The organism is Anaerococcus porci (genome assembly GCF_034090325.1).
GTDB classification, from domain to species: domain Bacteria; phylum Bacillota; class Clostridia; order Tissierellales; family Peptoniphilaceae; genus Anaerococcus; species Anaerococcus porci.
In genome coordinates, this window is record NZ_JAXDSU010000023.1 from 1 (window position 1) to 22132 (window position 22132).

Consider the following 22132-nt stretch of genomic DNA (forward strand, 5'->3'; position numbering starts at 1 on the left):
CTATGGTGCAGGATAGAAGACTTGAACTTCCACGTCCTAAAATCGGACACAAGATCCTTAGTCTTGCGCGTCTGCCAATTCCGCCAATCCTGCGAATTACTTTTATATAATACAATAATTCTTATATTTTGTCAAATAAAAAAGAGGATTTTTTCCTCTCCTTTATAGGACTTTTGATAAGAATTCCTTAGACCTATCTTCTTTTGGATTATTGAAGAATTCTTTTGGATTTTTACTTTTTTCTACGATTTCACCATCATCCATTATGATGATTTTATTTGAAACTTCCTTGGCAAATTCCATCTCATGTGTAACTATAGCCATAGTCATCCCCTCTTCTGCCAAATCTTTCATAAGATCAAGTACATCCTTTACCATTTCTGGATCGAGCGCACTTGTTGGTTCATCAAAAAGCATTAATTCTGGTTCCATCATAAGGGCTCTTATTATAGCAACTCTTTGTTTTTGACCACCTGAAAGTTCATCTGGATAAGATTTCTTCTTGTCAGATAAGCCTATTTTTTCTAAAAGCTCTAATGCCTTCTTTTCTGCATTTTCTTTATTCATCTTTCCTGTATTAAGAGGAGCAGCTAAGAGATTATCCATTATATTCATATTTGAAAAAAGATTAAATTGTTGAAATACCATTCCTATTTCTTCTCTTAGCTTATTTATATTTAAGTCATCTATATTTTTATCATGAAAGTAAATATTTCCAGATGATTTTTCTTCAAGCTTATTTAAGCTTCTTAATAGAGTTGACTTACCTGAACCCGAAGGTCCAATTATAGCAAGTATATCCCCCTTATCAATTGTTAAATTAATTCCTTTCAATACCTCTTTGTCTTTAAATGACTTTCTTAGATTTTCTACCTTAAGCATGGGCTAAATTCTCCTCTATCTTATTAAATATCTTCTCTAGAATTAGTACAATTAGTAAATATATAAGGGCTGCTACAAAATAAGGTATTGCTGCAGAAAATGTCCTTGATATAATTATTCCCGCTCCCCTAGTAAGGTCTACTAGACCAATAAATCCTGAAATTGATGTTTCTTTAAATAAGGTAATAACTTCATTTCCTAAAGCAGGTAATGCATTTTTAAAAGCTTGGGGTATGACTACAAGCTTCATTGTCTTATCATAAGATAAGCCTAAACTTCTTGCTGCTTCTATTTCACCTTTATCTACTGAATTAATACCACCTCTAAAAACTTCTGACATATAAGCTGCTGAGTTTATTGAAAATGTAACTATCGCCACAAGCAAAAGTGACTCAGCATTTACCAAAATTACATTAAATACTATAAGAAGTTGTATAGTTGATGGTGTTCCCCTTACTATGGTTACAAAAATATTGAATATTCTAGCTAATATTTTTATAAAGATGGCTTTAAAGGACTTATCTTTAGGGTCTATATTCTTATCATAATCTTTTACAATAGCAATGAGCATCCCTATTATTAAAGAAAAAAATAGGGATACTATTGTTACAATAAGGGTAGTTTTTAGACCATCAAGTAGATAGTTGTAGTTACTATCCTTTATTAAGCTGTTATGAAATGCTTCTATCATGTTTTATTACTTACTTTCTATATATTTATTTACAATCTTATCAATAGTTCCATCTTCTTTAAGCTCTTTTATGGCCTTATTTACTTCTTCAAGAAGTTTATCATTTTTCTTATCCAATGCTATAGCATATTCATCATCTGCAAGAGACTTTTCTAATACTTCAAGTCCTTCATTAGCTTCTGCGAATTTTTTCACGGTTTGTTCATCAAGAACCACTGCATCTATTTTTCCACTATTTAGGGCAACTACTGCATCAGAGTTTTTATTAAAAGATTGAACATTTTCTTCACCATATTCATCCTTAGAAACAGCTTCACCAGTTGTTCCTAATTGGGTGCCAATTTTCTTTCCTTTTAAATCTTCAGGGCTTTTATATCCTGAATCCTTTTTAACCAAGACTTTTTGGACTGACTTAGCATAAGTATCTGAGAAGTTTACATTTTTCTCACGCTCTGGTGTTTTAGAAAGTCCAGATATACCACCATCAAGTTTTCCTGATTCTATTGATGCAATTATATTTGCAAATTCCATATCTTGGATTTTGACTTCCATTCCAAGTTTTTTTCCAACTGCTTCTGCTATTTCTGCATCAATTCCAACAATTTTGTTATTATCGTCATAAAATTCGTATGGTGGAAAGTCAGCGCTTGTTCCTAAATCAAGTACACCATCACTAACTAATGATGTATTCTTTTTATCTGTGCTTGCGTCATTTGAAGCACTTTCCTTATCTTTTGATCCACAAGATGCAAATACTGTTATTGCTAATCCAACTAATATTAATTTCTTCAAGTTTTTCATAATATATCTCCTATTTTTTAATATTCCAGTTTAAAGCAAATAAAAAAGTCCTCACCCCAAAGGGACGAAGGACTCGTGATACCACCCATCTTCATCTATATTTCACAAAATAGACCTCATCAAGTACGTACATACTCTAACTCTTTATCGGGAGTTCCCGTATGGCTTTTTTCTTAGGCCATAAGCTCCAAGTTTCTCTTCCATAGACTTCCACTTATCCTCTTACACTCTACAGGACTCGCTTTAAGCTTTAGTAAATGTACTCTTCTCATCAACGCTTTTATTGCTTTAACTTGTAATGTATTATATAACCTTAAAATTTATTTGTCAAATATTTTTTTATTTTTTTAAATAAGTATTTTAGGATATTAAAAAATTAAAGTGAACTACTATAAAAATTTTTCTACATACATACTTGCAAGTTTTTACTAAAATATACAATAATTAACTTTCATAAAACTATAAAGCAAATACTTTTTATATTAAAGTTTAAAGCTAACAAACTAAGATCTATAATAATATCAAAGAATATTTTAATTTATTTTGTTATTAATTATAGAAGAATTAGTTTTGTTATAAATATATTGTATGGTCTTTTGCGATGAGCTGTTTTATCATTTTTTACAAATTCTTTAAAAAGTATTATCTTGTTAAATAATCTTATACCATCTAAACTTTATCACAAGCTATCAAGCATTAAGGGCATTTTCTATATCTTTTAATATGTCTTCTATATCTTCTATCCCTATAGATAATCTTATAAGAGATGGACTTATTCCTACTTCTTTAAGTTGTTCATCCGATAATTGTCTATGGGTTGAGCTTGCAGGATGGAGGGCATATGATCTTACATCTGATACATGGACACATAAGGTTAAAAGTTCTAAGTTTTCTATAAACTTCTTAGCCTTTTCACGCCCTCCCTTTATTTCAAAAGAAATAACTCCTCCACCACCATTAAGGTATTTTTGTGAAAGTTCATAGTCCTTACTTGATGGAAGGTAGGCATAGTTTACACTCTCTACCTTATTAGATTCTTCTAAAAATTTTGCAACTTCTAAGGCATTATCACTTGTCTTTTTGAGTCTTAATGAAAGCGTATCAAGTCCAAGATATGTCAAATAAGCATTGAAAGGAGATAGTATTGCTCCTAGGTCCCTAAGTCCCACTGTTCTAATTCTTGCAGCATAAGCAACATTTCCAAAATGTTTGGTATATATTAAACCATGGTAAGACTCGTCAGCCTCATTTAGGTAAGGGAAATTTCCCTTAGTCCAATCAAACTTTCCACTATCTACTATAATTCCACCCATGGCCGCTGCATGACCGTCTAAGTATTTTGATGATGAGTAGGTTACTATATCACAACCAAAGTCTATTGGTTTTACAAGAGCTGGTGTTGCAAGTGAATTATCAAGTATAAGGGGGATATTATTTTTATGAGCAATTTTTGCATAAGCTTCTATATCAATTACATCCGCTCTTGGATTAGATAGAGTTTCTCCAAAAATCAATTTTGTATTTTTATCTATATTTTTTTCTAATTCTTCTAGGTCATTTGAATTTACAAACTTTGTTTCAATACCAAAATTTTTAATTGTAGTTGCTAAAAGATTAAAAGTTCCACCATATATATTGTTTATAGCTACTATATTGTCTCCACTTCTCGCTATATTTAGTACTGCAAGTAGGTTTGCAGATTGACCACTAGATGTACTTACTGCTGCTATGCCACCATCTAAAGCAGCTGTTTTTTTCTCTAGGGCATCATTCGTCGGATTACCTAGTCTTGTGTAGAAAAATCCTGACTCTTCTAAGTCAAACAATTTTGCAACTGTGTCAGTACTATCATATTTAAATGTTGTTGATTGAACTATTGGAGGAATTCTACTTTCTCCATTTTGTGGATTATAACCTGCTTGTGCACAAAGTGTATCAATTTTCGTGAATTTTTCTTTAGTCATTATTATTTCTCCTTAATTTTATCATAGATAACAAAAAAGAGCCTTCTCCTAAAAAGGACGAAGACTCGTGTTACCACCTTTATTCTTCATATGCTCATGCATATGAACTCATCAAGTACTAGCATACTCTAGCCCTATAACGGGAGCACCCGGAAGAATCTCAATATCGATACTTCCTAAAAAAGACCATCTTCCTAAAAATCACATCTACTTCTTTCACCAATCGAAGCTCTCTGTAATCAGTTTTTCTTAGTACTCTTCTTTTTGTAAAGTTTTTAAACTAATTAAGTTTTCTAACTTGCATATATTCTATTATTTTTCAAAATATTTGTCAATAGTCTTTTAAAATATTTTATATAGAAAACTAAAGCATTGAAATCTAAACATTAATATAGGTACAATTTTTAATTTTTTAATTTTACAAAAATAAAAGACTAACATAGATTTTTAAATAAAGGCTAGATAATGATAACTTCGATATTTTAAAGATAATAATGAGATTATCTTACTTATTAACTACCTTAGTTTTGCTGATAGTCAATTCTACTAGTCTTTTATAATATTATACTTTTGCACCTTCTTCTTTTAAATTCTCACGAGCCTGACTCATCATAAGCTTAACCCTATTTATTTGATTAACTTCACTTGCACCTGGATCATAGTCTATGGCTACTATATTTGCTTTTGGATAGATTTCTCTTATTTTTTTCATAACTCCTTTACCTGTAATATGGTTTGGAAGACAGCCAAAAGGTTGAATACATACTATATTTGGTGCATCTTGGTGAATTAACTCAACCATTTCACCTGCAAGAAGCCATCCCTCACCTGCTTGATTTCCAAGACTTGTAACCTCTTTTGCGTATTCTTTTACATCATTTATATAAACTGGTTCTTCAAATCTTTTTGAGTTTTTAAGAGCTCTTCGAATAGGCTTTCTATAAAACTCAATTGTATTTATCGCAGCCTTTCCAAAAAATGCTGTAAGTGGACTCTTTCCATATAAGTCTTTTTTTATCTCAGTATTTGCAAGACAATACATTAAGAAATCTGTTAAATCTGGAACTATAACCTGAGCTCCTTCATCTTCAAGTGTATCTTGTAGATGGTTGTTTGCCTCTTCTAAGTATTTAACTAAAATTTCTCCAACAATTCCAGCCTTTGGTTTTTTTATATCTAAAACTTCAACTTCATCAAAGTCATTAACTATATCTTGGATCATTTTCTTATAAGTCTTTGAACTCATTCCAAATATCTTATCACAAGCTTCACCTATCCATCTTAGCTTAAGAGAATTTACTTCACCCTTATTCTTCTCATAAGGTCTTGTTGCATTTGAAACCCTATTTATTAAATCTCCAAGTAAAAGAGATCTTACAATATTTATAAGCATAGGGATACTGGATACTTTTTTAAGATCAAAACCTGAGTGAGATTCTATACCTTGGGCTGATAGGGCAATTACAGGAATTTGTGGATAACCAGCATCTTTTAAGGCTTTTCTAATATAACCCACATAATTTGATGCTCGACAAGCTCCACCTGTTTGAGTCATTAAAAGAGCAAGCTTATCTGTATCATATCTTCCTGATTTGATAGCTTCCATAAATTGACCTACTACAGTTATTGAAGGATAACATGAATCATTATTTACATATTTTAGGCCATTATCAATGACATTACTGTCAACCTTATCCAAAAATTCTATATTATATCCATACCCATTTAAAAGACTTTCCATAATTTCAAAGTGCTCTCTTGCCATTTGTGGAGCAAGAATGGTATATCCATCATTTTTCATCTCTTTGGTGAATTCATGACTTTCATAAAGTTTAATATCATCATCTAAATTTTCTTTTAAATCTTCACGTCCCTTTTGTTGTTCAAGAGCTTGGACTAAAGATCTTATCCTAATCTTTACAGCTCCTAAATTTGATACCTCATCTATTTTAAGAAGGGTATAAATCTTTCCCCTTGATTCAAGTATTTCTTGAACTTGATCAGTTGTTACTGCATCAAGTCCACAACCAAAAGAGTTTAGTTGAACTAATTGAAGACATGGGTCATTTGCTACAAATTCAGCAGCCCTATATAATCTTGCATGGTAGGACCATTGGTCAAGAACCCTTGTTTCATATTTTAAATCTTCTATCGAATATGCTATAGCATCTTCTGATAAAACAGGTATTCTCATAGATTCTATAAGCTCTGGTATACCATGATTTATCTCAGGGTCTATATGATATGGACGTCCTGCAAGAACTATGGCCTTTTCATTATTTAAATGGACATATTCAAGAATTTCTCTTCCTTTTTTTCTTATATCTTCATGGTATTGACCTTCTTTAGCCCAAGCATTTTTAACTGCATTTATAATTTGCTTTCTAGTTAATTTATATCCATTGTGTTCATATCCTTCAAAAATTTCTACAAGCCTATCTGATATTATCTTTTCTGATTCAAAAGATAGGTATGGAGCCATATATTTGGTTTTTGAAAGGTTATCTACATTATTTTCAATAAGATCAGGATAACCTGAAACAACTGGACAATTCATGTGATTTTGAGCTTTATCAAATTGTTTATATTCATAAAATACTGCAGGATAAAATATCATATCAAGGTCTTTTTCAATTAAGCTTTCTATATGACCATGGCTAATCTTTGCAGGATAGCAGGCAGTTTCTGATGAAATTGTAGCTATACCCTTTTCATAAATCTCCCTAGTTGATTCATCTGATAAGACTACATCAAAACCTAAAGATGTAAAAAACTCATGCCAAAACGGATAATCTTCATACATATTTAAAACTCTTGGTATACCAACCCTACCTAGTATATTTTTATCTCCCAATGTTTTTCTATCAAATAGAAGTTTATTCTTAAATTTATACATATTAAGGTCTGCTAAAGTTTCTTCTTGTTTTACACCAGCACCTCTTTCACACCTATTGCCAGTAATATATCTTGAACCATCTGGAAATATGTTTATTTGTAGGGAACAATTGTTAGTACACCTACCACACCTTGCTGATTTTTGGGTGTAAGTGAAGTTATCTATCTCCTCAAGAGATAAAATCTTAGAGTGGCCAGTTGATTTTTCCTTAGATAAAAGTGCCATACCCATGGCTCCCATAAGTCCAGATATTTCAGGACGGGTAACTTTGCGAGTTGATAATTTCTCAAAGGCCCTAAGGATTGCATCTCCGTAAAATGTTCCACCTTGTACAACTATATTTTTTCCTAAAGATTTGGGATCTCTTACTTTTATTACTTTTTGAATAGCATTTTTAATAACTGAATAACAAAGACCAGCTGCTATATCAGAAACTTCTGAGCCTTCCTTTTGGGCTTGTTTTACTTTAGAGTTCATGAATACAGTGCATCTTGAGCCAAGATCTGCAGGTTTCTTAGCAAAAAGTGCCTTTTTTTGAAACTCTTCTACAGAAAGACCTACACTTGCAGCAAAGGTTGAAAGAAATGAACCACAACCTGATGAACATGATTCATTTAATTGGATAGAATCAATTATCCCATCTCTTATGTGCATAGCTTTCATATCTTGTCCACCAATATCTAATATAAAGTCCACCTCTGGATTAAAGAATTTAGCTGCAGAGTAGTGGGCTATAGTTTCAACCTCACCATTATCTATGTGAAGAGCATTCCTTATAAATTCTTCTCCATAGCCACATATTCCACTTGATACAATCTTGGCCTTATTACTCATCTTCTTATAAGCCTTTTTAAGCATGCCTATTACAACTTCAAGAGGTCTTCCTAAATTCATTTGATAATCATCATGAAGAATTTCATTATCTTCCGAAATCATTACAAGCTTTGAAGTAGTAGAACCAGCATCTATACCAAGATAAATTTCCCCATCATAATCTTCTATTTTCCTATATTTTACAAGATCTGTCTTATGCTCTTTCTTAAATTCTTCATATTCATCTTCACTTTTAAAAAGCCTATCCAAGCTTTTTGTCATTTCCATATCTATATCTTTATCTTCCTCAAGACTTTTTATAAGTGATTTATATGAGATAGGCTCGCTTTCTTCTGCACTCATTATAGCAGCACCCTTTGCTACATAAAGTTGAGCATCTACTGGAGTAAAAAATGTATTTTCTTCTTCTCCCAAAGTTTCAATAAATCTATCTCTTAGGGCCTTTAAAAAATGGAGTGGTCCTCCTAGAAATGTTACATTTCCCTTTATAGGTCTACCACAGGCAAGATTTGATATAGTTTGGTTTACTACTGATTGGAAAACTGAGATTGCTATATCTTCCCTAGAAGCACCTTGATTCATCAAAGCTTGGATATCAGTTTTTGCAAATACACCACAACGACTTGCTATAGGATAAATTTTTTTATAGTCCTTACTTAAATCATTAAGTCCTGATGCATCTGTATCAAGAAGGGCAGCCATTTGGTCAATAAAAGCACCAGTACCTCCTGCACAAATTGAATTCATCCTTTGTTCTACAGATCCTTTTAGATAAGTTATCTTAGAATCTTCTCCACCTAACTCTATTACAACATCAGTTTCAGGAATAAATTTCTTTATGGCCTTGGTTTCTGCGATGACCTCTTGGACAAAGTCTATACCCAAGTATTTTTCCACAAACATTCCACCTGATCCTGTTACATTTACAGTTACAAAATCATTCTTAAATTGTTCATAAGCTTCTTTTAAGACAGTAGCTACTGTTTGTTTAACATCTGATTTATGCCTTCTATACACAGAGTAAAGAGTGTTAAAATCATCATCAGTTATAACAATCTTTACAGTGGTAGAGCCGACATCAAGTCCCATATGTAAATTCATACATTTTCCTTTCCTATATTATTAAAGGTAATTTATACCAATAAAAGCACAAGTAAAAACTTGTACCATCATATATTCTATGCTAATTTTAGCTAATTACAAGTAAATCACTCGTATTTATTTCAATTAAAAAATATAAGTTTTTTTAAGAAAAAATTTCCAATTTTTTATAAAAATACTGGAATTTTTTGCAGATTGAAACTTTTATTTGAAACTTCTATCCCTATATGATATTAAAAACAAAGTCTGATATCAAGCATAATTTATAAATTAACATTTAAAAATATAAATAAAAATAGGACCTTTTTCAGATGACTTGACAGCTGAAATAGTCCTATTTAACATTTTATTTTCTTATTTCTTTAACTAGATTTGAAATTTCTTTGAAATTTTTATCTTTTGAATCACTAGCTAGATCAAACATTATAAGTTCTGTATTGACTATACTTGCTCCCATATCTCTAATTAGTTTAAGACCAAGTTCTTTTTGCTCTTGGTTAAAACTTGAAACTGCATCCTCAACTACAAATACCTTATAGCCTTCAAAAATAAGTCTTCTTACTGTTTGAAAAACACATATATGACTCTCAGCCCCTGTTATCACAACGTTTGTAATCTTCTTTTCTTTAAGGTATGAGAAAACATCATCAGTTATAGCATCAAAGCTTGTCTTAGAAAATATATGGTCATCATCCAAATATTTTTTTATGTCTGCTACACTTTTTCCAAGTCCCTTTGGATATTGTTCTGTAGCAATCTTATCAATACCATACATATCAAAAGTTTTTAAAAGTACAGAAGTTTTTTTAACTATCTCATCAGACTTGTATATTGCTGGCATAAGCTTTTCTTGAAGGTCTACTACAAGTAAAATTGTATTCTCCTTACTATCATATGTTTTTGTATCAAAGTTATATCCTTCTACATAATAATTTCCTAATTCTCTTTCCATAAATCCCCCTGCTTTAAATTCATATCTTTTAATTTCTTGTCTATAGTTGAAAGAACAGCCGCCTTATTTTTTGACCAAATAGGCCAAACTATCCTATCATATCTACCATCTCCAGTAAGTCTTTGTATGACAATACTAGGATTTAATTTACCCAAGATCTCAATAATATAATCAGTAAACTCATCTTTTGTCATCGTAAAAAGATTCTCATTTTCTTTATAATAGTCATATATTAAAGTATCGTCTTCTATATAAAGATTGTGAATTTTAAGTCCCCAAAATCCTCTCTTATTTATATAATCCACATCCTTTAGATAATCATTTATATCTTCTTTAGGAAGACCTATTATAAGATGAGCTAAAGTTTTTATATTAAGATTATTTAGTTTTAAAACTCCCTTATCAAATTCCCTGTGGCTGTAACCTCTATTTATAAAAGAAATAGTATCCTCATTTACAGATTGTAATCCTAATTCAACTATTAAAAATGTCTTCTTGTTTAAATCATCCAATAACTCAAGTACTTCATCTGTTAAACAGTCTGCCCTAGTTGCTATAGAAAGGCCCATAATACTAGGATTATTAATCGCCTTATAAAAAACATATCTTATATAATTAATATCCCCATAAGTCGACGTAAAATTTTGAAAAAAGGCAATATAGCCCTCATCTCTATCTTTTTTTCTAAGCCTATTTATTTGGAATTCAATTTGCTTATCTATATCATCTAGCCTATTAGTAAAATCGCCTGCCCCATTTTCAGAGCAATAAATACAACCCTTATCTGAAATAGTACCATCCCTATTTGGACAAGTAAAGCCACCATCTAGAGGAAGTTTTATTATCTTTTTCTTATACTTCTTCTTAAAATAGGAATCAAAATCCCTATATCTTTTCTTATTTATCTCCATAAAATAATTTTACTTTTAAATAAAAAAAAGACACCTATAAGGTGCTTTCTTTGCTTATTGAAAATTATTTATTCTATTTATCGATTAATTTTAGTTTTCTTCATAAGGCAATAAAGCTACTTGTCTAGCTCTTTTTATTGCTCTTGTTACTTCTCTTTGATGTTTCGCATTTAGTCCTGTAACTCTTCTTGGAAGGATCTTTCCTCTATCAGAGATAAATCTTTTTAGAGTTTCAATATCCTTATAATCTATTACTTTTGAAGGGTCTTTGACAAATGGGTCGACTTTCTTTCTTGGTCTGAAATTTCTACGCATTTTATCCTCCTAATACTTAGAAAGGAATTCTTCCGTCATCTTGAATTTCTTGAAAGTCATCATCGAAAAAGTCATCATCATCGTTTATGTTTTGATTGTTGTTATTTTGTTGGAAATTACTAGAATTATTGTAAGACCTTTCTTGGTTAAAATTACTATAACCTTGATCTTGGTTCATGTTTCCAAAAGCTTGGCCATTTCCAGCATTATCTAATCTTGAACCTAAGAATTCCACATTGTCTGCAACTACATCTGTAGTATAGACCATCTTTCCATCTTTATCTTGGTAAGAGCCTGTTTCAAGCCTACCATCTATAGCACATTGACTTCCTTTTCTAAGATACTTTGATATATTCTCAGCTTGCATTCCCCATACTGTGATTCTTGGAAAATCAGCTGTTGGACGATTTTGAGATTCCATTTCTTGCTTTTTTTGTCTACTTAATCTTTTATCAACTGCTAAGGTAAAACTAACAACCGCTTGACCTGATTGGATATACCTAAGCTCAGGGTCTTTGGTTAGTCTTCCTATAAGAAAAACTTTGTTCATCTTAGTCCTCTTTTCTGATTACCATGAATCTAAGAATTAAATCTGATATTCTTAATCTTCTTTCAAATTCTTTGATGTGGTCAGCATTAGCTTTGAAATCAACAATATAATAATATCCTTCTTTGATATAGTTGATTTCGTATGCAAGTTTTCTTTTTCCCCAGTCATCTACAGATTCAACTTCTCCACTATCATTAATGATACCTTTGAATATTTCAAGAGATTTATTTCTTTCTTCATCTGAAACTTCTGGTTTGTAAATCAATACTGCTTCATACTTATTCATCTTTTTCACCTCCCTTTGGTCTTTGACCCCGATCTTTAAGTCGGAGTAGAGAATTCTTATTTATGTTACTATAAATTCAACTTTGTGTCAATATTTTTATTAAATAAACTCTCCACTATCTTCAATTTTAGAATAATATATTGCATTTGCAATAGCACGTGCCATCACCTTAGCTGATAAGGCCCCTACTAGGTTTATATCTGCCTTTACCTTGTTTGTAGCAAGGGAGAAAATTGTATCTCCATCAAGCATAGTATGGACTGGTCTTATAGCCCTGGCGTATCCATTATGAGCCATACCTGCAATTTTTCTTAGCTCAGTTTTGCTAAATTTCCCATTTGAAGCAACTATACCTATCGTTGTATTTAGGGAATTTTTCTTATCAATTTGATTTTTCTTATATAAATCACATAAGACATCTATAGTTGGTATAAATTTATTATCCTTATAAATTCCTGCAATTTGCTTACCATTTTCATCATCGAAAATGTCCCCCATAGCATTTAAGGCAACTATAGCAGATACCTTTAAATCCCCTACTTCAATTGTTGCAGATCCAAGACCTGATTTCATAAGAAAGTCTTCTCCCATTGCCTTTCCAACAGTCGCTCCTGTACCAGCACCAATTATTCCTTGGCGATTTTCATCAAAGTTTGCGTTTTCGTAAGCTTCTTTCCCCATTTTAGCATCTGGTCTTATTTTTGATTCCTTATAGTCTAAATCATATAAAATTGCTTGGGAAACTATAGGAACAATAACTCCACTTGGAAGTTTAAAACCTATCCCGTCTTTTTCAAGCTCTTCTACAACTCCAACGCTTGCAGAAAGTCCATAGCTTGATCCTCCTGATAAGACAAGAGCTGATACTTCACTTACTGTATTTATAGGATTTAATAAATCCGTTTCACGTGTTCCAGGACCTCCTCCTCTTACTTCTACACTTGCAGTATTTCCTCTTGGAGGAATAAGAACAGTTACTCCAGTTCCTGCATCAAAATTTTGAGCATGCCCTATCTTTATACCTTCTATATCAGTAATATATCCCTTATACATAAATTCTCCTTTATAAAAAGACTGTTTAAAATTTTCCTCTAAACAGTCTTTCGTTCTTATTTTCTATAATTTTCCATCATTGTCTCAAATACTTCTGCACTTGATGGAGCTGTGTATGAAATGGCATTAGCCCCAGCTTCTATGGTTTTTAGTATTGTTTCTGGCTTATTGCCACCAGTAGCTATAATTGGAAATTCCTCACCAACAATACTTCTGATTTTTGCCACAAGTTCAGGAGTTTTTGGACCACCAGAGATATTTAAAATCTCAGCCCCAGAATTAATCTTACCTAGTACATCATCCTTAAAACCTGTCACTGTAGCAATTACAGGTATATCTACAAATTCTGATATAGCTTCTATATCTTTATTTGGTATAGGTGAATTAACTACAACTCCATAGGCTCCCTCAAGCTCTGCATCAAAGGCAATATACTTACTTCTTAAGCCCTTAGTTGTTCCTCCACCTACTCCTATAAAGCATGGTACTGATGCTGTTGATATTATGGATTGAGCTATAGTGTTTTGCGGTGTATAAGGGTAAACTGCCATAATGGAATCTGCGTTTGTATTTCTAATAATGGCAAGGTCTGTCGTAAATAATAATGATTTTATTCTTTTTTCATAGATTTTAATTCCACTTGCCCTATATATTTCTTCTGGAACAGTAATAAAAGATTTTCTTAGTTTAGAGTGTACTTGAGGTATAAATTTTTTCTTTTTTTCAGTCATAAGCTCTCCTTAGTCTCTTTGGTAAATATCTCTTGAATATAGTTTATCTTTCACATCTTTTAGTTCTTCTTCAACCCTATTAGCAACAATTACATCACATTTTTTAAACTCATCTAAGTTATTTTCTACCCTCAATCCTTCAATTTCTTCAACTTTTAGAGTAGGTTCATATACAATTATTTCGATATTTTCTTTTTTGAGATTTTCAATCACATCAAAGATTGCTGACTTTCTAAAGTTATCAGAATTAGTTTTCATAGTTAGTCTGTAAATCCCAACCGTTTTCGGATTTTTATCTATTATTCTTCTAGATACAAAATCTTTTCTTATCTTATTTGACTTAATAATTGCTTCAAACATGGAATTCGGAATATTTCTATAGTTTGCATAAAGTTGCTTGGTATCTTTTGGTAGACAATATCCACCATAGCCAAAGGATGGATTATTATAATGATTTCCTATCCTTGGATCCTCACATACTCCATCAATAATATTTCTTGTATCAAGGCCTTTACTTTCAGCAAAAGAATCTAATTCATTAAAGAATGAAATTCTCATAGCAAGATAATTATTGGCAAATAACTTAACAGCTTCTGCTTCAGTTTTTCCCATAATTAAAACTTTTGGAGCATTTTTACTTGCCTTTAAGTAGGCTTTAATAATATTTTTTGTATACTTTTCATCCCCACCAAAGATAATTCTTGAAGGATATAAGCAATCATAAAGAGCTCTTCCTTCTCTCAAAAACTCAGGTGAAAATATTATATTTTCTGCATTATACTTCTTGCTAATCTCTTTGGTATATCCTATTGGAATAGTTGATTTTATAATGATTATTACGTCTTTGTTTACGCTTTTTACATCTTCTATAACCCCTTCTACAAGGGATGTATCAAAGTACTCATCTTCTTCGTCATAATTTGTAGGAACAGCTATAATTACATAGTCAGAGTCCTTATAATCTTCATCAGCTTTGGTCTTACAAGTAAGATTTAAATCTTCATTTTGAAGATATTCAATAATTTCCTTATCTTTAAGAGGTGATTTCTTATTGTTTATCATAGAAACTTTCTCTTTATCAACATCTACTCCAACAACTTCTTCATTTAAGGATAATAAAATTGCATTGGATAAACCAACATATCCTAAACCTACTACTGTAATCTTCATATCTTTCTCCTATAAAAATATTTTACCCATCTAATTAATTATTTAAAATTTGAATTTTCGTTTTACACCCAAAAACAATTCCTTCATAAGGTCTTAGGTTTAAAGTATTAACTATTCTTCTTCTTGAAATATTTCCAAGTAAAAACTTAGGCTTGGTCAAAATATTTAAGGTATCAACTAAAATATCCTTTTGACTTAGATTAATCATTATAACCAAGCACTCTCCATCCTCATAAAAAAGATAAGCCAAAAGGTCCTTATCCTTTTTATATAAAGGTAAGTATTTGCCTTTAATTATATCACTATATTCATATTTTATTAAAGATAGGTTCTTATAAAATTCAAATAAATCCTTTCTTATCTCTTTATCTAAACCATCCTTATACAATAAAAGTTCTTCCCCTTCCTTTATGAAAGAAGATTGTTTAGTTAGTATACTAATTATAGCTAAACTTTTTGCACATTCTATGTAAAAATTTGAGAAATTAAGGACTTTTGAACTTATCCAAAATCTAGATTTATTTAAAGAAATAAAATTATCATCATAGTCTTCATTTATCTTGTGAATGTAATTTTTTAAGTAAATATTCTTATCAGATGCTTTTATAAAATCAGATGAAAACTTATTGAAAATATCAAAATTTTCTAAACTAATAAAAGAAATTTTTAATCTTTTTAGCATACTAACCACATCAAATGAAGGTGTAAAGTCTAAGAAAAAACATCCAATTCCATTTTTCTTCCAATAAAAAAGGACTTCAATAAGACTATTTTCATCCTTAAAATCTTTTCTAGAAAATTTAAGATATGAACAGATACCAAGCTTCTTACAATTTCTAATCTTATCAATAAAATCATCCCTATTTCCTAAATTCGGGTATATATCAAATAAGTCATTTGGATTAATGACATCTTCTATAAGAATATTTCCAATTTGTAGGATATTTAGTAAAATAAATCTTTGATCAAGTTCATAAATATCTAAAAAACCTGTATTTTCTTTAGTATTAACTTTTTTTGGATAGGTCCTGTAAAATAAATCTCTCATGGTACATCTTATATTATTATATTGAAAAATTTATTTTATTCAAAACTTGAAATGATTTAAGCTAAGTATATATCAAAAAATAATTAGAAAGGAATAATATGCTAGAATTAAAAAATATTACCAAAATATATAAGACTGGTGAATATAAACAAAAAGCCTTAGATGATATAAGCATCAGCTTTAGGAAAAATGAATTTGTATCAATATTAGGACCTTCAGGTGGTGGAAAAACTAGTCTATTAAATATTATTGGTGGGCTTATGGGCTACACACAAGGAGATCTTTTAATAGATGGTAGGTCAACTAAAAAATTCAAAGACAAGGACCGGGACTACTATAGGAATAAGTCAGTTGGTTTTGTTTTTCAATCTTATAATCTTATAGGACACCAATCAATACTTAAAAATGTCGAACTTGCCTTAACTCTTTCAGGAGAAGAAAAACATAAGAAAAAAGATTTAGCTATCAAAGTTCTAGAAGAAATGGGACTTAAAGATCACATATATAAAAAACCAGCTCAACTTTCTGGAGGGCAAATGCAAAGGGTTGCTATAGCACGTGCTCTTGTAAATAATCCTGACATAATCCTAGCAGATGAACCTACAGGTGCCCTTGATACTGAAACATCAAAAGAAATTATGGAAATCTTAAAAAAAATTTCAAAAGATAAGTTAGTTATAATGGTAACCCACAATCCAGACTTGGCAGAGAAATATTCAACAAGAATAGTAAAGCTAAAAGACGGGAAGATTCTTTCAGACTCTCTCCCATATGTGGAAGAAAAAAATCAGGATAATTTCAAAACTAAAAAGCTTTCCTTATCCCTTCCAACAGCACTTGGTCTGTCTTTTAATAACCTACTTACCAAAAAAACAAGAACTATACTTACAGCCTTTGCAGGCTCAATTGGGATTATAGGGATTGCCCTTATTCTTTCTCTTTCAAATGGAGTCGATGAATTTATAGTAGAAAGCCAAAGAAAAACTTTAAAATCCTACCCTATAGAAATTCAGGAACAGAGCCTAAAGCTTGGTGAAAGTTTTATAATGTCAAAAAAAGATGAAACAAACAATAAAAAAGATGATAAAAATGTGACAGCAAATGCCGAAATTATAGAAAAAAAGTCAAATCTCACTTCATCTATAAGTAAGAATAATCTATCTCCTTTCAAAGAATATTTAGAAAGTGGAGATCAAAAAATAAATAATTTGATAGGAAAGCACTCCATAAATTACTTATATAAGCTTAATTTTGATATATATGGTAAAGATAAGGATGGTGAGATAGTAAATACAGATGGGTCTGACTTTAAAGATGATGAAAATATAATATTTACTGGTCAATCTAGTCCAATTTTTACTATGGGAAATGGAGAACACAAGAATTTCAGACAAATAATCTCCAACAAAGATGGTACTATCTCTGACATAGTAAAAGAAGAATATGATTTAATAGAAGGGGATTGGCCAAGCAAGGGAAATGAATTAGTTTTATTCACTGATAAAAATAACTCAGTAAATGCTGAAAGCTTGTATGAACTAGGAATTCTTCCTAAAAAAGAATACAAGGATATATTAAAAAAGATTGATAATGGTGAAAAAATTAAGCTTGATAATAAAAAACTAAATAAATCAAAACTTATTGGTCTAAAATTCAAAGCCCTAATTCCTGCAGATTTTTACAAGAAAAGTGGAGACACTTATGAAAATATAAAAGATGATGAAAACGAAAGAAAAAAGACAATAGAAAATGGTTTTGACCTTAAAATAGTAGGTATAGCAAGAGCAAAGGAAGATAGCGAAACAAATAGTCAAACAAATGCACCAATAGGTTTCACTTCTAAGTTTACAGATATACTTATAGATAGGGCCAAAAACTCTGCCATAGTCAAAGAACAAGAGTCTAATAAAGATATAAATATCTTAAACAAAATCCCATTTAAGGCTAATAATGATAAGGAAAAAAGAGATGCTGCTAAGTCTTACCTTAAAAATCTAAAAGGCAAGGAAAAACTTGAGATCCAATCCTTTCTTCTTGCCAACTCAGATATCTTAAAGGAAAATTTGCAAAAGTCATCTAATGAAAATCTAAAAATATCTATGGAAAATCCTAGTGAAAATTCTTTGAATATTATAAATCTATTCTTAGAAAATCCAGAAGATAAGGTCTTAGATAAACTGTATGAAGAAAAGCTTTCTTCAAATACCTACACAAATAATCTAGAAAGTTTTGGATATATATCAAAATCCGCCCCATCTACCATAAAAATATATGTAGAAAACTTTGAAAATCGTGAAAATGTAAAAAATATAATAGATGACTACAACAAGGATAAAAAATTAGAAGATAAAATCAACTACGTAGACTTCGTAGGACTTCTTACCTCAAGTATTAGGACAATTATAAATACTATATCTTATGTTCTAATAGCCTTTGTTGGAGTATCTCTAATTGTTTCATCTATAATGATAGGTATTATAACCTATATATCAGTTTTAGAAAGAACTAAAGAAATAGGAATCCTAAGATCAATTGGTGCTAGCAAATCTGATATAAGAAAAGTATTCTTATCAGAGACCTTTATAATAGGTTTTCTTTCAGGTCTTTTGGGAGTTTTGATAACTTACTTATTAAATATACCTATATCAAATATCATGCAAAATGTAACCAAAATATCCTATATAGGTTCAAGACTTCCATCCAAAACAGGAGTATTGCTAATAATCATTTCAATATCACTTACCCTTATTGCAGGTATTATCCCTTCATCAATTGCAGCTAGAAAAGATCCTGTAGAAGCACTAGCAAATGAATAAAATAAAACTCAAGAGAAATCTTGAGTTCTATTTGTATATTTTTGTTAAGCTACTTAACTATTAAGACTTGTACAAGATTTTAAAAAAAGTATTATACAATATATGGAGAGTAATATGAAAAAAGATATATATGAAAATGAAATAATAGATAATTGGGTAAGACTTGATGATAATAAAAAAGACACCGATAGAAAATACAAAGAGTTAAGTAAACTACTTGACCCTATGTATGACTTTGTTCTTGCCTTTTCAAACTACTACAACACTAGAAGAGATTATGGATTCGGACCAGAACTTACTATGATAGAAGTTCATATCTTAACTCAAATTTCAGATAATCCATCAATAACAGTAACTGAACTTGCCAAGACTTGGCACAGATCCACATCAGCCATATCTCAAACTGTAAGAAAACTTATGAAACAAGAATTAGTTTATAGGAAAAATTCCAAAACAAATGGTAAAATTTTCCACCTTTATACAAGTAGTATTGGTGATAAACTTGCTCTTGCTCACAAAAAATATGATAACATAGACATACTTAAAACAAGAAAAAAACTTCTAAAAGAATATAGTGTAGAAGAACTAGTTGCCTTTGACAATATATGTGCCTCTTATACAAAATTACTAAGAAAATCTGAAGAAAAGTAAAGGAGCTATTGCAAAATAGATTATCTATTCTGCAACAGCCCCTTTTCTTATCACTTAAATGAAATCCAAGAATTAAAATTCATATCCCTATAAGCGACAAACCTTCTTTTTCCAGAATATCCTATATAGGAAATCCACCTATATCCACCACCTTCCCAAACCTCATCATAATAAATAACATCTCCCTTCTTATAAAGGGCAACTATTTGAGAGCTAGTAGATGGCTTAGCCCTTACATTACAATCAGCCTGACATATCCCCCTCCATTTTTCATCTTTTACCTTAAAGGCTTTAGAAAAATTAGTTACTCTTATAACAGGCCTAAAATACCTTTCATTAGCTGATCTCTTTCTTCTTAAAAATGATGAAATATAAGAATCACATCCATTAATAGTTACCGTATTATTAGATGCATTACAATGAATTATCTTATCTTTTTCTAAGAAAATCCCAGTATGACCATAAGCACCGCTAGAATATCCTTCATATCCTCTTATAAATATATCTCCTCGCCTTACATTTTTATAATCATAAACTTCCTCTAAGACTGTTCCATTTAATTTAAAGAGTGTCTCTGTATTTCCTATGGGATGATTTTTAGCTAAGAAGCCACCAGCTATAAGAGCATAATACACAAAAGAAGAACAGTCTAGAAAGTTGGGACCTAGCCTTTTAGGTCCCATAGAATATCCTACCTTATGCCATTTACTTATAGCATAGGATATCATTTTTTCAACGCTTGCCATTACTTCTCCTTCTTATCGATTTTTGCAATAAGTTCATTTACTTTTACAATCAAACAATCGACTTTCTTATCAAGACTTGTGATAAGAATTAAAGATACAACAATTGGAAAACCAAGATTAGTAATAATTTCAACTATATCCATATAAATTTTAACCACTTCATTTGTTATATCTGATAGACTCTGCATCAAAGTAGGTTAATCCTCCTTTCTTAAAGTCTATTTATCATTTTCATCATCAGATACATAGATTACTTCAATCTTTGTCATAAAAAATCACCTCCTACTTATAGATAAGTAAAAAGGTGATAATGTCCCAAATTTATATTTATTTGTAGAGTTCAAGCTCAGCTTCCATCTTAAGTCTATTAATTTCCTTACTCTTTTCTTTAGAAAGTCTTTTGATAAGGGTAAGGAGCTTTTTTTCTGCCATTTGTATATCAAACTTTTTCTTTCTCATACCTATCCTAAGTTTAATATCTGATAAGGCATTTCTTGTCGAACTATATTGGCTAAGCTTGTAAGGTAGGTCAATAATATCTGCAAGCCTTGGGTCAAAAAGCAATAAATCTGAATGGAGATTTAATAAAATATCCTGACTCCTGTCTATAGCATTATTTATGGCATTATTTTTGTTATTTCTCAAAAAATCTCCAACAATGTTTCTGCCCAGTAAAGCTGTAAGCTTGAAATCAGCTACATTTCCAACTCTTTTTGTAGACCTATTTAAAACTCCCAAGGCATATCTTGTTTTATCAATAAGTCTATCTATTTCCCTAATTCTTTCATTTGTGTAATTATAATCCTTCATATCAATCTCCCTTAATTTCCTTATTATTATATTATACCCAATTTAATTGAGTAAAATGCATTTTTGGGTATACTATTAATACTATGCAAAAAAGGAGAGAATATGGCTTTAATAGTATTATTTAACGCTAATGATATAGAAAAAGAAAAATTAAGAATATTAACAACAAAAGAAAATATTAAATTAAAACATATAGGTATGCGAGACTTAGACCAAAAAATGGGATATCTAGCAGAAATCGAAGGATTTGAAAATAACAATACCAAGTCAGACTATGTAAAAGACTACGACTTTACCTTTGCTTTTTTCAAAGACTTTGAACAAGAAGACTTATTTGACTTTATAGATAAAATGAGGGCAAATAATGTAGTAATAGAGCATAAGGCAGGTATAACTCCAACCAATATCAATTGGACCTTAAGATATCTATTAAATGAAAATCATAATGAACATGTAACTATGCAAATAGTAAATGAAATAAATACCTACCTTACAAAGGCCAAAAAAATAAAAGAAGAAACAGGCGAAGAAAATATAGAAATAGCAAAGCTTGTTAAAAACCTAAACCACTACTTCCAAACAGCAGGCGAAGACTTTGATGTAGAAATTGCAAAAGAATATAGGGATAAGATTAAAGAATTGGTTGAAAATCTTTAATAAGAAAAAAGGTCGGTTTTGTAAAAAGTTTTGTGTATCAACCTAAATCCTGATAAAAGGGTAATGGTTGATACAATTTTTTATGTATCAATATATGTCCATTTCTATAGAAATGGAGTTTATCTTAGGGTCTGTAAATAGTTTTGTGTATCAACCTAAATCCTGATCAATGGGTAAGGGTTGATACAATTTTTTATGTATCAATATCTGTCCATTCCTATAGGAATGGAGCTTATCTTAATTTTATACGAACTTAATAAACTGTCA

At 30.6% G+C, this 22132-nt stretch carries 20 protein-coding genes and 1 tRNA gene; 3 read left to right on the forward strand and 18 right to left on the reverse strand.

Features of this window, described 5'->3' with window-relative positions:
• Positions 1-3: 3 nt before the first annotated feature.
• The 15 genes from SOR60_RS02665 to SOR60_RS02735 all read right to left on the reverse strand — a co-directional run bounded on the left by SOR60_RS02665 (position 4) and on the right by SOR60_RS02735 (position 16185).
• Positions 4-93, reverse strand: a tRNA-Leu gene (locus tag SOR60_RS02665).
• A gap of 69 nt (positions 94-162) precedes the next feature.
• Positions 163-882 (reverse strand): amino acid ABC transporter ATP-binding protein, encoded by a 720-nt coding sequence (locus SOR60_RS02670; RefSeq protein ID WP_320595135.1) that lies wholly within the window; start codon positions 880-882, stop codon positions 163-165.
• Positions 875-1573, reverse strand: a complete 699-nt coding sequence (locus SOR60_RS02675) for an amino acid ABC transporter permease (protein ID WP_154540759.1) — start codon at positions 1571-1573, stop codon at positions 875-877. Before SOR60_RS02675 ends, SOR60_RS02670 begins: the two co-directional genes overlap by 8 nt.
• 6 nt (positions 1574-1579) lie before the next feature.
• On the reverse strand, positions 1580-2374 hold the full coding sequence (locus SOR60_RS02680; RefSeq protein ID WP_154540757.1) for an ABC transporter substrate-binding protein: 795 nt from the start codon (positions 2372-2374) through the stop codon (positions 1580-1582).
• A gap of 689 nt (positions 2375-3063) precedes the next feature.
• Positions 3064-4338, reverse strand: coding sequence for an O-acetylhomoserine aminocarboxypropyltransferase/cysteine synthase family protein (locus SOR60_RS02685; RefSeq protein ID WP_154540755.1), 1275 nt, complete (start codon positions 4336-4338; stop codon positions 3064-3066).
• Between the two features lie 562 nt (positions 4339-4900).
• Positions 4901-9169, reverse strand: a complete 4269-nt coding sequence (locus SOR60_RS02690) for a 2-hydroxyacyl-CoA dehydratase (RefSeq protein ID WP_154540753.1) — start codon at positions 9167-9169, stop codon at positions 4901-4903.
• Positions 9170-9515: 346 nt separating this feature from the next.
• Positions 9516-10121: an isochorismatase family protein gene (locus SOR60_RS02695; protein WP_320595136.1), complete on the reverse strand. Its 606-nt coding sequence runs from the start codon at positions 10119-10121 to the stop codon at positions 9516-9518.
• Positions 10106-11032, reverse strand: a complete 927-nt coding sequence (mnmL, locus tag SOR60_RS02700) for a tRNA modification radical SAM protein MnmL/YtqA (RefSeq protein ID WP_154540749.1) — start codon at positions 11030-11032, stop codon at positions 10106-10108. Before mnmL ends, SOR60_RS02695 begins: the two co-directional genes overlap by 16 nt.
• Positions 11033-11122: 90 nt before the next feature.
• Positions 11123-11347, reverse strand: coding sequence for a 30S ribosomal protein S18 (gene rpsR / locus SOR60_RS02705; protein ID WP_154540747.1), 225 nt, complete (start codon positions 11345-11347; stop codon positions 11123-11125).
• 16 nt (positions 11348-11363) lie between these two features.
• Positions 11364-11897 (reverse strand): single-stranded DNA-binding protein, encoded by a 534-nt coding sequence (locus SOR60_RS02710; protein ID WP_154540745.1) that lies wholly within the window; start codon positions 11895-11897, stop codon positions 11364-11366.
• 1 nt (position 11898) lies between these two features.
• The gene (gene rpsF, locus SOR60_RS02715) at positions 11899-12183 is read right to left on the reverse strand and encodes a 30S ribosomal protein S6 (protein WP_154540743.1); all 285 of its coding nucleotides are present in this window, start codon (positions 12181-12183) and stop codon (positions 11899-11901) included.
• A gap of 99 nt (positions 12184-12282) precedes the next feature.
• Positions 12283-13236 carry a P1 family peptidase gene (locus SOR60_RS02720; RefSeq protein WP_154540741.1) on the reverse strand — a complete coding sequence of 318 codons (954 nt, stop codon included), beginning with the start codon at positions 13234-13236 and terminating at the stop codon, positions 12283-12285.
• A 56-nt stretch (positions 13237-13292) separates the two neighbouring features.
• Positions 13293-13967, reverse strand: a complete 675-nt coding sequence (locus SOR60_RS02725; RefSeq protein ID WP_154540739.1) for a beta/alpha barrel domain-containing protein — start codon at positions 13965-13967, stop codon at positions 13293-13295.
• A 9-nt stretch (positions 13968-13976) separates the two neighbouring features.
• A complete protein-coding gene (locus SOR60_RS02730) occupies positions 13977-15137 on the reverse strand; it encodes a nucleotide sugar dehydrogenase (RefSeq protein WP_154540737.1) in 1161 nt (386 codons plus the stop codon).
• Between the two features lie 34 nt (positions 15138-15171).
• Positions 15172-16185, reverse strand: coding sequence for a hypothetical protein (locus SOR60_RS02735; RefSeq protein WP_154540735.1), 1014 nt, complete (start codon positions 16183-16185; stop codon positions 15172-15174).
• Between the two features lie 98 nt (positions 16186-16283).
• Between SOR60_RS02735 and SOR60_RS02740 the strand changes: the two genes are divergently transcribed.
• Positions 16284-19001, forward strand: a complete 2718-nt coding sequence (locus SOR60_RS02740; RefSeq protein ID WP_320595137.1) for an ABC transporter ATP-binding protein/permease — start codon at positions 16284-16286, stop codon at positions 18999-19001.
• Positions 19002-19115: 114 nt separating this feature from the next.
• Positions 19116-19652, forward strand: coding sequence for a MarR family winged helix-turn-helix transcriptional regulator (locus SOR60_RS02745; protein WP_320595138.1), 537 nt, complete (start codon positions 19116-19118; stop codon positions 19650-19652).
• A 50-nt stretch (positions 19653-19702) separates the two neighbouring features.
• On the opposite strand, the gene SOR60_RS02750 is transcribed toward SOR60_RS02745, so the two are convergent.
• The 3 genes from SOR60_RS02750 to SOR60_RS02760 all read right to left on the reverse strand — a co-directional run bounded on the left by SOR60_RS02750 (position 19703) and on the right by SOR60_RS02760 (position 21208).
• A complete protein-coding gene (locus SOR60_RS02750; RefSeq protein ID WP_320595139.1) occupies positions 19703-20398 on the reverse strand; it encodes a peptidoglycan amidohydrolase family protein in 696 nt (231 codons plus the stop codon).
• Complete coding sequence (locus SOR60_RS02755) at positions 20398-20586, reverse strand: YvrJ family protein (protein ID WP_216629230.1); 189 nt, start codon at positions 20584-20586, stop codon at positions 20398-20400. Before SOR60_RS02755 ends, SOR60_RS02750 begins: the two co-directional genes overlap by 1 nt.
• A gap of 139 nt (positions 20587-20725) precedes the next feature.
• A complete protein-coding gene (locus SOR60_RS02760) occupies positions 20726-21208 on the reverse strand; it encodes a hypothetical protein (protein ID WP_154540727.1) in 483 nt (160 codons plus the stop codon).
• A 102-nt stretch (positions 21209-21310) separates the two neighbouring features.
• Between SOR60_RS02760 and SOR60_RS02765 the strand changes: the two genes are divergently transcribed.
• Positions 21311-21865 carry a DUF3783 domain-containing protein gene (locus SOR60_RS02765; protein WP_154540725.1) on the forward strand — a complete coding sequence of 185 codons (555 nt, stop codon included), beginning with the start codon at positions 21311-21313 and terminating at the stop codon, positions 21863-21865.
• The last annotated feature ends 267 nt before the right edge of the window (positions 21866-22132 follow it).